The sequence below is a fragment of the Escherichia sp. HH41S genome (genome assembly GCF_009820115.1).
Classification (GTDB): Bacteria; Pseudomonadota; Gammaproteobacteria; order Enterobacterales; family Enterobacteriaceae; genus Escherichia; species Escherichia coli_F.
The window spans coordinates 13,781-26,967 of sequence record NZ_VNXE01000004.1; the positions used below are offsets into that span (position 1 = coordinate 13,781).

Below are 13,187 nucleotides of genomic sequence, written 5' to 3' on the forward strand. Positions count from 1 at the left end.
GATGTTTTTTATAACTCTGTGGTAAAGGATTGGCTTAACCAATTACGAAATGTTGGTCCATAACCTAAGGAAGTTTTATTCTCATCATAAATGTAATAACAGATAGGGGTGCCTGTTGCGTCCTTGAGTTCTGAGGATGAGGATGAGGATAGGGGAGTGTCGTTATCAAACCGACACGCGCGATACATAGGCAGAATAGCTTTTAATTCTTCTTCAGAAAGTGTTGTTTCTTGTTCTGTTAAAGTTAAATTGCTGAAATAAGGTTTTGAACGCTAACGAATCGACATTGAATCATTGTTTTCTTTATTATCACCTTCAGTATTTTTGCTTACTTCTACAAGATGCTTATTACTGGTATCGATATTTTTAATTGCCAGATCATAAGATATCTTAATGGTCACTTCATTAATATGATCAACTAAATCCATTATTGCATTCCAGTACTGCATTTGTGCAATAGGATCATTGTTAATACCGTTAACTGATAAATACCAAAGATGTTTTGATGATATTAACTCATTAATGTTATCTGTTGGCAATAAATTGTTGTTACTTAAGTCTAAATATTCAAGTATCGCAGTGCTTTTAGCGTTTAAATTTGCAATATGGTTGTCGTTTAAAGCGATTTTTTTCACCATGGGGTGATAGTGTAATTTAAGATCATTGATCATATTGTGACAAGCACTTAACTCAATCAGAGATTCTTGTTGAGAAACATCCAGCGATGTTAGCTGGTTATTATCAAGGTTAAGAACTTTCAGTTTATAACTGTCAGAAATATTAATTTCTTTTAGATTATTATTTTGCGCTTCCAGATTAACCAATGAATGCTGATTTTTTAAATCTAAACTTTCCAGCTTGTTGCAATCGATATAAATATTTTCCAGTTTTGATTCATTTGGAAAGGTTATCGTTTCAATATTATTCAAGGTGAGGTTGATATTGATAAGACTAGCATTGTCGGTAAAGTCAAGGAAAGTTAGACAATTCCCCTCCAAATTCAATGTTTTAACTGTAGGGGGGATAGGCGGTAACTCACTCAAATCAAGATATGACAAATTAAGAGATTCCATGTTTGAGTTGTAAGCTTCATTAATTCGCTCTAGAATAGTTCTTTTTTCTACGCCATTATTAAGCGATTTCTCACCCCATTGTGCCAGTTGTTCAAAAAAATTGCTGGCGATGGTTTCTCTGTTAGGTAATGCGTTATTCACTTGATAACTGGCATTATTTTTTACACAAGCTGTATTAATATTGGTCATAATCACTCATCAATAAATATTATACTAAGATGTCCCCGGAGGGTATGGAAGAATATTAATTGAGGTGAATGACCAGAAATATCAAAAATTGCTCATTTTTACTTAAGGAGTCATACAGCAGCACTTAAATCAAAAACCAGCCCAGAGAAGGGCTGGTCAGGAGAGGATGTTAGAACTGATAGGTAATGCCCGTTGCGACGATGTTATCGGTGCGAATATCTACGGCACGGGTAAAGTCGCTTTCATCGATCAGGTTGATTTTATAATCAACATAGGTCGACATATTTTTGTTGAAGAAATACGTTGCACCAACGTCGATATACTCAATCATGTCCTGATCGCCGTAACGCCCCAGATCTCTGCCTTTTGATTTCAGGTAAGCGAGTGATGGGCGCAAGCCGAAGTCGAATTGATATTGGGCCACCACTTCGAAACTTTGTGCTTTGTTAGAGATATAACCATCACCATAGGTGGTCATGTTTAATGTTTCAGCGTAATTAGCTGCAAAGTAAATGTTGTTGGCATCATATTTTATACCTGTTGCCCACAGTTCTGCATTCTTACCGGAGGCATTGAGAGGATTAGCCGCTGCTCTTTCCTGCGCATTTGTCCGATCAGATTTGGTATACACAGCACCGATCCCAAAGCCATCATAAACATAAGTTGAGGAGATACCGAAACCGTCACCATTGGCACGCGTATAGTCAGCACCATAAAGATGAGCGTTGTCAGTGCGTTCATTTTTGCCTTGATATTGTGCAGCAAAATTCAGCCCTTCAATTAAGCCAAAGAAATCGTAGTTGCGATAGGTTGCCACACCAGTGGTACGATATGTCATGAAGACATCTTTCTGGCTCCAGGTATCGCCACCAAATTCTGGCAACATATCGGTCCATGAACCAATGTCATAACCGACACCGTAGTTACGACCATAGTCCAGAGAGCCAAATTCACTAATTTTTAAACCTGCATAGGCAAGGCGGGTTTTGTTGCCGCGCGAGCCGTTGGCTTCATCGTTATAGCCTTTAAAATCATATTCCCAGTGACCAAAACCAATCATTTGATCATTGATTTGCGTTTCTCCTTTAAAACCGAGACGGGCATAAGTTTTATCACCATCGTCACGCTTATCATCAGTAAAATAACGTAGAGCAGTAACCTTGCCATAAAGGTCGAGTTTATTACCATCCTTGTTATATACTTCGGCAGCATGTGCTACGTTCGCAGCTAACAAACCAGTTACAACCACCGCAACTATTTTTAATTTCATTTAACAGTATCCTTTTAATTATCGTTAAACCTATTTTCTAAACGAATTTTAAACAGCGTCATTTACAAATGACATACTGTTTTTAAAATAGAATGGTGATTAAAAACAATGAGAATACTAGATGAAATAATATTATTTATCGATATGTGATCGAAGTCGAAATGAGATATAAGGTGAATTACTGGTATTTGAAATTTATTTTTTATTATTTTCGTAATTTAGCGGGTTATCTGCCGGGTGCTTTGACCCGGCAATAATTTTATCCACGACGTGTCGCCAGCCAGCAGAGCAGGGAACCGCCGCAGACCATCAGTGCGCCTTGCCAGAATGAGAACGATAGCGGAGCACTAAGCAGTACCGCAGCAAGCGCCGACGAAAGTACGGGCGTAAAATACGAACCTACTGCCATAATGGTGACGTTGCCATGTAAAATGCCAACGTTCCACGCAGCGTAAGCAAATCCTAAGGTAAATGCCGCAGAGATAAGTTTAATCATGGCAGGTGTGCTAAATACCATTTCTGGTTGTGGCGTGAGAAAATAGTAAACCCACAAACTTGCTCCTGTCAGCAGGACAAAAACGGTTATTCCATTAAATCCGCGTGCGTATTTATTCGTTACTGTACAATAAGCTGCCCAGATAAAAGCGCCAATGAACGCCAGGAAATAACTTAATGGACTGGTGGTAATATTATTGATGATTTCATCATAGTGTAACCCATTGTCACCGCCTAACACCCAACAGACACCGACCAGGGCTAATAATAATCCAGGTACAATCAGCCAGTTGGTTTTCTGACCATTAAACAGAATGGCAAAGAGAATTGTCAGACTGGGCCATAGATAGTTCACCATACCTACTTCAATCGCCTGATGACGGCTCGCCGCATACCCTAAGGAAAGCGCCAGACAGATTTCATAGCTGACGAATAACAGACTCCCGGCGAGCAAATAGCCTTTCGGGATCTGCCGAATTCGCGGAAATCCAACCGTGAAGATTAACAGCAGCCCGCTTAATGAATAGATAGCAGCTGCGCCGCCGACCGGGCCGAGCCCCTCACTGACACCGCGAATCAATCCTACCATTGTGCTCCACAGGACGATCGCTATTAGCCCTATGAGCGTTGCTTTTTGTCGTGTCATGCTCGCTGTTTTGTCTCTCTTGCCGTTAAAAATTAAGCTGAATTTTATAGCATTTTTTTAACTGGCCTGTCAGGCAGTGGTGCGTTTTTCTACCGCTATTGAGGTAGGTCAATTTGCGCAGGCGGATTATTTTGTGGCAAACAGCTGTTCTTTTTGATTTCGCGCAAAAAGATTCAGAATTTTACTGTTAGTTTCCTCGCGCAGTAATACCCCTGAAAAAAGAGGAAAGCAATGGACGTCAGTCGCAGACAATTTTTTAAAATCTGCGCGGGCGGTATGGCGGGAACAACAGTCGCGGCATTGGGTTTTGCCCCGAAGCAAGCACTGGCTCAGGCGCGAAACTACAAATTATTACGCGCGAAAGAGATCCGTAACACTTGTACATACTGTTCCGTAGGTTGCGGGCTATTGATGTATAGCCTGGGTGATGGCGCGAAAAACGCCAGAGAAGCGATTTATCACATTGAAGGTGACCCGGATCATCCGGTAAGCCGTGGTGCGCTGTGCCCGAAAGGGGCCGGATTGCTGGATTACGTCAACAGCGAAAACCGTCTGCGCTACCCGGAATATCGTGCGCCAGGTTCTGACAAATGGCAGCGCATTAGCTGGGAAGAAGCATTCTCCCGCATTGCGAAGCTGATGAAAGCAGACCGTGACGCTAACTTTATTGAAAAGAATGAGCAGGGCGTAACGGTAAACCGTTGGCTTTCTACCGGTATGCTGTGTGCTTCCGGTGCCAGCAACGAAACCGGGATGCTGACACAGAAATTTGCCCGCTCCCTCGGGATGCTGGCGGTAGACAACCAGGCGCGCGTCTGACACGGACCAACGGTAGCAAGTCTTGCTCCAACATTTGGTCGCGGTGCGATGACCAACCACTGGGTGGATATCAAAAACGCTAACGTCGTAATGGTGATGGGCGGTAACGCTGCTGAAGCGCATCCCGTCGGTTTTCGCTGGGCGATGGAAGCGAAAAACAACAACGATGCAACCTTGATCGTTGTCGATCCCCGTTTTACGCGTACCGCTTCTGTGGCGGATATCTACGCACCTATTCGTTCCGGTACGGACATTACGTTCCTGTCTGGCGTTTTGCGCTACCTGATCGAAAACAACAAGATCAACGCCGAATACGTTAAGCATTACACCAACGCCAGCCTGCTGGTGCGTGATGATTTTGCGTTCGAAGACGGTCTGTTCAGCGGTTACGACGCTGAAAAACGTGAGTACGATAAGTCGTCCTGGAACTATCAGTTCGATGAAAACGGCTATGCGAAACGCGATGAAACACTGACTCATCCGCGCTGTGTGTGGAACTTGCTGAAAGCGCACGTTTCCCGTTACACGCCGGACGTAGTAGAAAACATCTGCGGTACGCCAAAAGCTGACTTCCTGAAAGTGTGTGAAGTGCTGGCCTCCACCAGCGCGCCGGATCGCACAACCACCTTCCTGTACGCACTGGGCTGGACCCAACACACCGTGGGTGCGCAGAACATCCGTACTATGGCGATGATCCAGTTGCTGCTCGGTAACATGGGTATGGCCGGTGGCGGCGTGAACGCATTGCGTGGTCACTCCAACATTCAGGGCCTGACTGACTTAGGTCTGCTCTCTACCAGCCTGCCGGGTTATCTGACGCTGCCGTCAGAAAAACAGGTTGATTTGCAGTCGTATCTGGAAGCGAACACGCCGAAAGCGACGCTGGCTGATCAGGTGAACTACTGGAGCAACTATCCGAAGTTCTTCGTTAGCCTGATGAAATCTTTCTACGGCGATGCTGCGCAGAAAGAGAACAACTGGGGCTACGACTGGCTGCCCAAGTGGGACCAGACCTACGACGTCATCAAGTATTTCAACATGATGGATGAAGGTAAAGTCACCGGTTATTTCTGCCAGGGCTTTAACCCGGTTGCGTCCTTCCCGGACAAAAACAAAGTGGTGAGCTGCCTGAGCAAGCTGAAGTACATGGTGGTTATCGATCCGCTGGTGACTGAAACCTCCACCTTCTGGCAGAACCACGGCGAGTCGAACGATGTCGATCCGGCGTCTATTCAGACTGAAGTATTCCGTCTGCCTTCGACCTGCTTTGCCGAAGAAGATGGTTCTATCGCTAACTCCGGTCGCTGGTTGCAGTGGCACTGGAAAGGTCAGGACGCGCCGGGCGAAGCGCGTAACGACGGCGAAATTTTGGCGGGTATCTACCATCATCTGCGCGAGCTGTACCAGGCCGAAGGTGGTAAAGGCGTAGAACCGCTGATGAAGATGAGCTGGAACTACAAGCAGCCGCACGAACCGCAGTCTGACGAAGTGGCGAAAGAGAATAACGGCTATGCGCTGGAAGATCTCTATGACGCTAATGGCGTACTGATTGCGAAGAAAGGGCAGTTGCTGAGTAGCTTTGCGCATCTGCGTGATGACGGTACAACCGCATCTTCTTGCTGGATCTACACCGGTAGCTGGACAGAGCAGGGCAACCAGATGGCCAACCGCGATAACTCCGACCCGTCCGGTCTGGGGAATACGCTGGGATGGGCCTGGGCGTGGCCGCTCAACCGTCGCGTGCTGTACAACCGTGCTTCGGCGGATATCAACGGTAAACCTTGGGATCCGAAACGGATGCTGATCCAGTGGAACGGCAGCAAGTGGACGGGTAACGATATTCCGGACTTCGGCAATGCCGCACCGGGTACGCCAACCGGGCCGTTTATCATGCAGCCGGAAGGGATGGGACGCCTGTTTGCCATCAACAAAATGGCGGAAGGTCCGTTCCCGGAACACTACGAGCCAATTGAAACGCCGCTGGGCACTAACCCGCTGCATCCGAACGTGGTGTCTAACCCGGTGGTTCGTCTGTATGAACAAGACGCGCTGCGGATGGGTAAAAAAGAGCAGTTCCCGTATGTGGGTACGACCTACCGTCTGACCGAGCACTTCCACACCTGGACCAAGCACGCGTTGCTCAACGCAATTGCTCAGCCGGAACAGTTTGTGGAAATCAGCGAAACGCTGGCGGCGGCGAAAGGCATTGCCAATGGCGATCGTGTCACTGTCTCCAGCAAGCGTGGCTTTATCCGCGCGGTGGCTGTGGTAACGCGCCGTCTGAAACCACTGAATGTAAACGGTCAGCAGGTTGAAACGGTGGGTATTCCAATCCACTGGGGCTTTGAGGGTGTCGCGCGTAAAGGTTATATCGCTAACACTCTGACGCCGAATGTCGGTGATGCAAACTCGCAAACGCCGGAATATAAAGCGTTCTTAGTCAACATCGAGAAGGCGTAAGGGGGCGAACAGATGGCTATGGAAACGCAGGACATTATCAAAAGGTCCGCAACTAACTCCATCACGCCGCCTTCTCAGGTGCGTGATTACAAAGCAGAAGTCGCGAAACTTATCGACGTTTCCACCTGTATCGGCTGTAAAGCCTGTCAGGTGGCGTGTTCGGAGTGGAACGATATCCGTGATGAAGTGGGGCACTGCGTCGGGGTTTATGATAACCCCGCCGATCTGAGCGCCAAGTCCTGGACGGTGATGCGCTTTAGCGAAACCGAACAGAACGGCAAGCTGGAGTGGCTGATCCGTAAAGACGGTTGTATGCACTGTGAAGATCCGGGCTGCCTGAAGGCGTGCCCGTCTGCTGGTGCGATCATTCAGTACGCTAACGGGATTGTCGATTTCCAGTCGGAAAACTGCATCGGCTGTGGTTACTGCATTGCCGGGTGTCCGTTTAATATTCCACGCCTCAACAAAGAGGATAACCGGGTATATAAATGCACACTCTGCGTCGATCGCGTCAGCGTTGGTCAGGAACCGGCTTGTGTGAAAACTTGTCCGACCGGGGCTATCCACTTCGGCACCAAGAAGGAGATGCTGGAGCTGGCGGAACAGCGCGTGGCGAAACTGAAAGCGCGTGGTTACGAACATGCTGGTGTCTACAATCCGGAAGGGGTCGGTGGTACGCACGTCATGTACGTGCTGCATCACGCCGATCAGCCGGAGCTGTATCACGGTCTGCCGAAAGATCCGAAGATCGATACATCGGTAAATCTGTGGAAAGGCGCGTTGAAACCGCTGGCAGCGGCTGGCTTTATCGCCACTTTTGCCGGGTTAATTTTCCACTACATCGGTATTGGCCCGAATAAGGAAGTGGACGATGACGAGGAGGATCATCATGAGTAAGTCGAAAATGATTGTGCGCACCAAGTTTATTGATCGCGCCTGTCACTGGACCGTGGTGATTTGCTTCTTCCTGGTAGCGCTGTCCGGGATTTCGTTCTTCTTCCCGACGCTGCAATGGCTGACACAAACCTTCGGTACGCCGCAGATGGGACGCATTTTGCACCCGTTCTTCGGCATTGCGATTTTCGTCGCGCTGATGTTTATGTTTGTGCGTTTTGTGCATCACAACATCCCGGATAAGAAAGATATTCCGTGGCTGTTGAACATTGTCGAAGTATTAAAAGGCAACGAACACAAAGTGGCGGATGTTGGTAAGTACAACGCCGGGCAAAAGATGATGTTCTGGTCGATCATGAGCATGATTTTCGTGCTGCTGGTAACCGGGGTGATTATCTGGCGTCCGTACTTTGCGCAGTTCTTCCCGATGCAGGTTGTCCGTTATAGCCTGTTGATTCACGCGGCTGCGGGTATCATCCTGATCCACGCCATCCTGATCCATATGTATATGGCATTCTGGGTGAAAGGGTCGATTAAAGGGATGATCGAAGGGAAGGTGAGCCGTCGTTGGGCGAAGAAACACCATCCACGCTGGTATCGTGAAATCGAAAAGGCAGAAGCGAAAAAAGAGAGTGAAGAAGGGATATAATCTCTTTTGAACTTTAAGCTGAAAATGGCGCTGTAAAAGGCGCCATTTTCATATTGTAGACAACGTAGGCTTTATTCATGCCGGATGCGGCGTGAACGCCTTATCCGGCCTACAAACCGTTCAAATCCAATAGATTGCAGTGAACGTGTAGGTCAGATAAGCGTAGCGCATCAGGCAATGTTGCGTTTGCCATCAGTTTCAAATGGCGCTTTATAAGGTGCCATTTTTTTATTGCGTAACCAGACGGCGTAGTCGCGACACATCTACCGTTTTTTCTGCCTCTGCCAGACTCCAGGCGTTTTGTAGATTCAGCCACATTTGCGGCGAACTGCCGATCACCACGGAAAGTTTAATCGCCATTTCTGGCGTCAACGCGGCTTTTCCGGTCAGCAATCGGCTTGCCGTTGAGGGCGCAATTTCCATTGCTCTGGCAAACTCGCGCAGGCTGACATTAAGTTCGTCCAGTGATTCCTGAATAATGTCCCCCGGGCGGGGATGATTGGCCATTTTCATCAGTGATAGTCCTCGTAATCCAGTATGTATGCATCGCCATTGACGAATTCAAATGTGATTCGCCAGTTGCCCGAGACAGATATCGCCCAAATTCCATCACGATCGCCGCTTAACGGGTGTAGTCGGTAACCGGGCATATCGAGATCAGCAAGACAGCTTGCTGCATCAATCACAGCGAGTCGGTGGCGTAATCGTTTGATTTGCGTCGGTATAACGCCGGAGGTTTTGCCGAGAAGAAACAAGTCACGCAATCCCTTGTGTCTGAAATTCATTATCATCTCTTCATCCTTGTTCCTTCGAAAGGAACACTATCACTGTTGTTCCGTGCAGCGCAACAAATTTCGCTACGTTTTCGTGAATTGTGAGAGGAAAGATGGGGGAGGAAAAGAAGAAGAGTGAAATTGCGGAAAGCGTCTCGCAAAACAGGCTGCGACTCAAACATGGCAGTCGCAGCAAAGGCCTCTTAGCGACGGAAATCAATCACCATACGGCCACGGATTTTGCCTTCTTCCATCTCAGTAAAGATGGTGTTGATGTCCGCTAACGGACGCAGGGCAACTTTTGGCACCACTTTACCTTCGGCGGCAAACTGGAAGGCTTCGGTTAGATCCTGGCGCGTGCCGACCAGCGAACCGACCACTTCAATACCATCCAGCACCAGCCGTGGGATGTCCAGGCTCATAGACTCCGGCGGCAGACCGACAGCCACAACACGACCGCCTGCACGAACGGCATCGACCGCTGAGTTAAACGCAGCTTTAGCTACCGCTGTCACCACCGCTGCGTGAGCGCCACCGGTTTTCTCCTGCACAATTTTGGCGGCGTCTTCGGTGCGTGAGTTTATCGCTAAATCAGCACCCATTTCGGTCGCCAGTTTTAACTGCTCATCATTGACATCAATGGCGATCACTTTGGCATTAAAGACATTTTTCGCGTATTGCAGGGCGAGGTTGCCCAGACCGCCAAGACCGTAGATAGCAATCCACTGTCCTGGACGAATTTTTGACAGTTTTACTGCTTTGTAGGTGGTGACACCCGCGCAGGTAATGCTGCTGGCCGCCGCGGAGTCCAGGCCATCCGGCACTTTAACCGCGTAATCGGCGACCACGATGCATTCTTCAGCCATGCCGCCATCAACGCTGTATCCGGCGTTTTTAACAGAACGGCAGAGCGTTTCGTTACCACTGTTACAGTATTCGCAATGACCGCATCCTTCGTAAAACCATGCCACGCTGGCGCGATCGCCTGGTTTTAATGAGGTAACGCCGGGGCCAACTTCTGCCACCACACCGATGCCTTCATGGCCCAGAATCACGCCGGTTTTATCACCAAAATCGCCATTCTTAACATGAAGATCGGTATGACATACGCCACAACACTCCATTTTCAGCAGGGCTTCGCCATGTTTCAGTGAGCGCAGTGTTTTATCCGTAACGTCTACATGATGATCCTTCGTAACAACTGCAGCCTTCATAGTTTCCTCCTTTTCGGATGATGTTCTGCATAGCAGGTGAGGCAAATGAGATTTATTCGCCACTACCCAGTATGGATGAGATCTGAAAAAGGAAGAGGAAAATTGCCCGGTAGCAGTCACTACCGGGCGCAGGCTTAGATGGATGTACGGCGGTAGTCGCGGTATTCGGCTTGCCAGAAGTTATCATCAATGGCCTGTTGCAGAGCTTCGGCAGACGTTTTCACCGCCACGCCTTGCTGCTGCGCCATTTTGCCAACCGCAAACGCAATTGCGCGGGACACTTTCTGAATATCTTTCAGTTCCGGCAGTACCAGACCTTCGCCGTTCAGTACCAGCGGCGAATACTGAGCAAGCGTTTCGCTTGCCGACATCAGCATCTCATCGGTGATACGTGACGCGCCGGAAGCAATAACGCCCAGCCCAATGCCCGGGAAGATAAAAGCGTTGTTGCATTGCGCGATAGGGTAGATTTTATCTTTCCATACCACCGGATTAAACGGACTGCCGGTGGCGACCAGCGCGTTACCTTCGGTCCAGGCGATAATGTCCTGCGGTGTGGCTTCCACACGTGAAGTCGGGTTAGACAGCGGCATCACGATCGGACGCGGACAGTATTTATGCATCTCACGGATGATCTCTTCCGTAAACAGCCCGGTCTGTCCTGAGACGCCAATCAGAATATCTGGTTTTACATTGCGCACCACATCCAGCAGTGACAGCACATCGCTGTCAGTATCCCAGTCACTGAGATTTTCGCGCTTCTGCACCAGTTTGGTCTGGAAAGGCAGCAGGTTCGGCATCTTGTCGGTCAGCAGGCCAAAGCGATCGACCATAAAGACTTTCTGCCGCGCCGTTTCCTCGCTTAATCCTTCACGCTGAGTCTGGGCAATGATCATTTCGGCAATGCCGCATCCCGCTGAACCTGCGCCAAGGAAGACGATTTTTTTCTCGCTTAACTGACCGCCCGCCGCACGGCTGGCTGCGATCAGCGTGCCTACCGTTACCGCCGCGGTGCCCTGAATGTCATCGTTAAAAGAACAAATTTCATTGCGATAGCGGTTAAGTAACGGCATCGCATTTTTTTGTGCGAAGTCTTCAAACTGCAACAGCACGTCCGGCCAGCGTTGTTTCACAGCCTGGATAAATTCATCAACGAATTCATAGTATTCGTCGTCAGTGATACGCGGATTACGCCAGCCCATATACAGCGGATCGTTAAGCAGCTGTTGGTTATTCGTCCCGACATCCAGCACCACCGGAAGGGTATACGCCGGGCTGATGCCGCCACAAGCGGTATAGAGCGACAGTTTACCGATCGGAATGCCCATCCCGCCGATGCCCTGGTCACCAAGCCCCAGAATACGTTCGCCGTCAGTCACCACAATCACTTTAATATTATGGTTCGGCACGTTTTGCAGAATATCGTCCATATTGTGGCGGTTCTGGTAAGAGATAAACACGCCGCGTGAACGGCGGTAGATCTCAGAAAAACGCTCACAGGCTGCGCCGACGGTTGGGGTGTAAATAACGGGCATCATCTCATCAAGATGATTGTTTACCAGACGGTAGAAGAGGGTTTCGTTGGTGTCCTGGATGTTACGCAGGTAGATGTGTTTGTCGATTTCGGTTTTGAATCCCTGATACTGGATCCATGCTCGTTCCGCTTGTTCTTCGATGGTTTCGACCACTTCCGGCAGTAACCCCAGCAGGTTGAAGTTACGGCGTTCTTCCATGCTGAAGGCACTGCCTTTATTCAACAACGGAAATTCCAGCAGTACAGGGCCAGCGTAAGGAATATAAAGCGAACGCTGTTTTTTTGTTTTTGGTTCCATGTCACTCACTCTTTTTTGAATATCCATCCCTGGGGTGCTTTTATCGTCTTTGCTTTACCGCCAGGGCGTCGACCCCAAGTATAAAGCAGATAAAAACAAAAACACCATTGCGCAGGCAATGGTGTTTAATCGTCATTGAGGACTGATGGTTATGAATTACTTTTCAGCGGGGCGTTTTCTGCCGGTTGGGTTATTTACCACGCTGGATTTGTCACCTTCGGTAACTATTTTGCGCTGGTTAGAAATTTTATGGTCCAGTCCAAGAATATGACGTGCCTGACGGTTCGATTTCATTTTAACTCCTCAATCCTGTTGCTAGTTTTAAGGACAACATCGCCGTAGCGAAGAAACACGTGCTAAACCCCTAAATTAGGTTGCCGATCAAGCATAGCACCTTAAAGCGTAGGGTGCTGGCCACTGACCACATAATTGATCGTTTGTTGGTAGATATCACTGAGGATGTCGTTATCAGAAGCTTCCACCCATTTGGTCAGCTCCATGAGAATGTCATCTTCAGTGACAACACCGTGTTCTGCCCGAAGGCCTTGCTCAATGGCATTAACCAGAGCGGGTTCTGCTGTTGAATTTTCTGCCTGATAATAAGTAAACATAGTGATTCTCCGTGTCTGTGTATTTATGGTGTCTGCTACGGATCGCAGATTTATAAAGCACATTCAGCATGGCAAATATTTGCCGCTTCGTTGTTAAGATTAGTCCTGGTTGATGATTCTTATATTTTAACTCCATGATATTAATGGGAATATTATTGGTGTGAGTTGATTGATATTGATGCAATATCTCTTGAGATATATATTCCCAGTTATCTATTATGGGAATTTAATTTAAGTGCAGAAGTAATATTTTCGCCGGATT

At 48.1% G+C, this 13,187-nt stretch carries 11 protein-coding genes and 1 pseudogene; 3 read left to right on the forward strand and 9 right to left on the reverse strand.

Going from position 1 to position 13,187, the window contains the following annotated elements; all coding sequences use genetic code 11:
• Positions 1 to 8: 8 nt before the first annotated feature.
• The 3 genes and pseudogenes from FQZ95_RS00920 to yddG all read right to left on the reverse strand — a co-directional run bounded on the left by FQZ95_RS00920 (position 9) and on the right by yddG (position 3,673).
• A pseudogene (locus tag FQZ95_RS00920) lies at positions 9 to 1,262 on the reverse strand (leucine-rich repeat domain-containing protein).
• 169 nt (positions 1,263 to 1,431) lie between these two features.
• A complete protein-coding gene (gene ompC / locus FQZ95_RS00925) occupies positions 1,432 to 2,532 on the reverse strand; it encodes a porin OmpC (protein WP_000768391.1) in 1,101 nt (366 codons plus the stop codon).
• Positions 2,533 to 2,791: 259 nt separating this feature from the next.
• Positions 2,792 to 3,673, reverse strand: a complete 882-nt coding sequence (gene yddG, locus FQZ95_RS00930) for an aromatic amino acid efflux DMT transporter YddG (protein ID WP_088542334.1) — start codon at positions 3,671 to 3,673, stop codon at positions 2,792 to 2,794.
• A gap of 231 nt (positions 3,674 to 3,904) precedes the next feature.
• Between yddG and fdnG the strand changes: the two genes are divergently transcribed.
• From fdnG to fdnI, 3 genes are read left to right on the forward strand one after another with little or no spacing between them, the layout of a single operon-like run.
• Complete coding sequence (gene fdnG / locus FQZ95_RS00935; protein WP_160529778.1) at positions 3,905 to 6,952, forward strand: formate dehydrogenase-N subunit alpha; 3,048 nt, start codon at positions 3,905 to 3,907, stop codon at positions 6,950 to 6,952.
• A gap of 12 nt (positions 6,953 to 6,964) precedes the next feature.
• Positions 6,965 to 7,849: a formate dehydrogenase N subunit beta gene (gene fdnH / locus FQZ95_RS00940; RefSeq protein ID WP_001240580.1), complete on the forward strand. Its 885-nt coding sequence runs from the start codon at positions 6,965 to 6,967 to the stop codon at positions 7,847 to 7,849.
• Entirely contained in the window at positions 7,842 to 8,495 is a 654-nt protein-coding gene (gene fdnI / locus FQZ95_RS00945) for a formate dehydrogenase-N subunit gamma (RefSeq protein ID WP_160529779.1), read from the forward strand. The genes fdnH and fdnI overlap by 8 nt, the downstream gene beginning before the upstream one ends.
• 228 nt (positions 8,496 to 8,723) lie before the next feature.
• Here fdnI and FQZ95_RS00950 read toward each other — a convergent pair whose 3' ends face one another.
• The 6 genes from FQZ95_RS00950 to bdm all read right to left on the reverse strand — a co-directional run bounded on the left by FQZ95_RS00950 (position 8,724) and on the right by bdm (position 12,925).
• Positions 8,724 to 9,008, reverse strand: coding sequence for a HigA family addiction module antitoxin (locus FQZ95_RS00950; protein ID WP_000781370.1), 285 nt, complete (start codon positions 9,006 to 9,008; stop codon positions 8,724 to 8,726).
• Positions 9,008 to 9,286: a type II toxin-antitoxin system RelE/ParE family toxin gene (locus FQZ95_RS00955; RefSeq protein WP_032303016.1), complete on the reverse strand. Its 279-nt coding sequence runs from the start codon at positions 9,284 to 9,286 to the stop codon at positions 9,008 to 9,010. Before FQZ95_RS00955 ends, FQZ95_RS00950 begins: the two co-directional genes overlap by 1 nt.
• 185 nt (positions 9,287 to 9,471) lie before the next feature.
• A complete protein-coding gene (gene adhP / locus FQZ95_RS00960; protein WP_000642407.1) occupies positions 9,472 to 10,482 on the reverse strand; it encodes an alcohol dehydrogenase AdhP in 1,011 nt (336 codons plus the stop codon).
• Positions 10,483 to 10,616: 134 nt separating this feature from the next.
• Complete coding sequence (gene maeA, locus FQZ95_RS00965; protein WP_160529780.1) at positions 10,617 to 12,314, reverse strand: malate dehydrogenase; 1,698 nt, start codon at positions 12,312 to 12,314, stop codon at positions 10,617 to 10,619.
• A 156-nt stretch (positions 12,315 to 12,470) separates the two neighbouring features.
• Positions 12,471 to 12,608, reverse strand: coding sequence for a stationary-phase-induced ribosome-associated protein (gene sra / locus FQZ95_RS00970; RefSeq protein WP_000841554.1), 138 nt, complete (start codon positions 12,606 to 12,608; stop codon positions 12,471 to 12,473).
• A gap of 101 nt (positions 12,609 to 12,709) precedes the next feature.
• The gene (gene bdm / locus FQZ95_RS00975; RefSeq protein WP_000495766.1) at positions 12,710 to 12,925 is read right to left on the reverse strand and encodes a biofilm-dependent modulation protein; all 216 of its coding nucleotides are present in this window, start codon (positions 12,923 to 12,925) and stop codon (positions 12,710 to 12,712) included.
• Between the last annotated feature and the right edge of the window lie 262 nt (positions 12,926 to 13,187).

Coding starts and splice junctions, on each gene's coding strand:
- ompC (WP_000768391.1), bottom strand. CDS start 2,532: ATGAAATTAAAAATAGTTGCGGTGGTTGTAACTGGTTTGTTAGCTGCG.
- yddG (WP_088542334.1), bottom strand. CDS start 3,673: ATGACACGACAAAAAGCAACGCTCATAGGGCTAATAGCGATCGTCCTG.
- fdnH (WP_001240580.1), top strand. CDS start 6,965: ATGGCTATGGAAACGCAGGACATTATCAAAAGGTCCGCAACTAACTCC.
- fdnI (WP_160529779.1), top strand. CDS start 7,842: ATGAGTAAGTCGAAAATGATTGTGCGCACCAAGTTTATTGATCGCGCC.
- FQZ95_RS00950 (WP_000781370.1), bottom strand. CDS start 9,008: ATGAAAATGGCCAATCATCCCCGCCCGGGGGACATTATTCAGGAATCA.
- FQZ95_RS00955 (WP_032303016.1), bottom strand. CDS start 9,286: ATGATAATGAATTTCAGACACAAGGGATTGCGTGACTTGTTTCTTCTC.
- adhP (WP_000642407.1), bottom strand. CDS start 10,482: ATGAAGGCTGCAGTTGTTACGAAGGATCATCATGTAGACGTTACGGAT.
- maeA (WP_160529780.1), bottom strand. CDS start 12,314: ATGGAACCAAAAACAAAAAAACAGCGTTCGCTTTATATTCCTTACGCT.
- sra (WP_000841554.1), bottom strand. CDS start 12,608: ATGAAATCGAACCGTCAGGCACGTCATATTCTTGGACTGGACCATAAA.
- bdm (WP_000495766.1), bottom strand. CDS start 12,925: ATGTTTACTTATTATCAGGCAGAAAATTCAACAGCAGAACCCGCTCTG.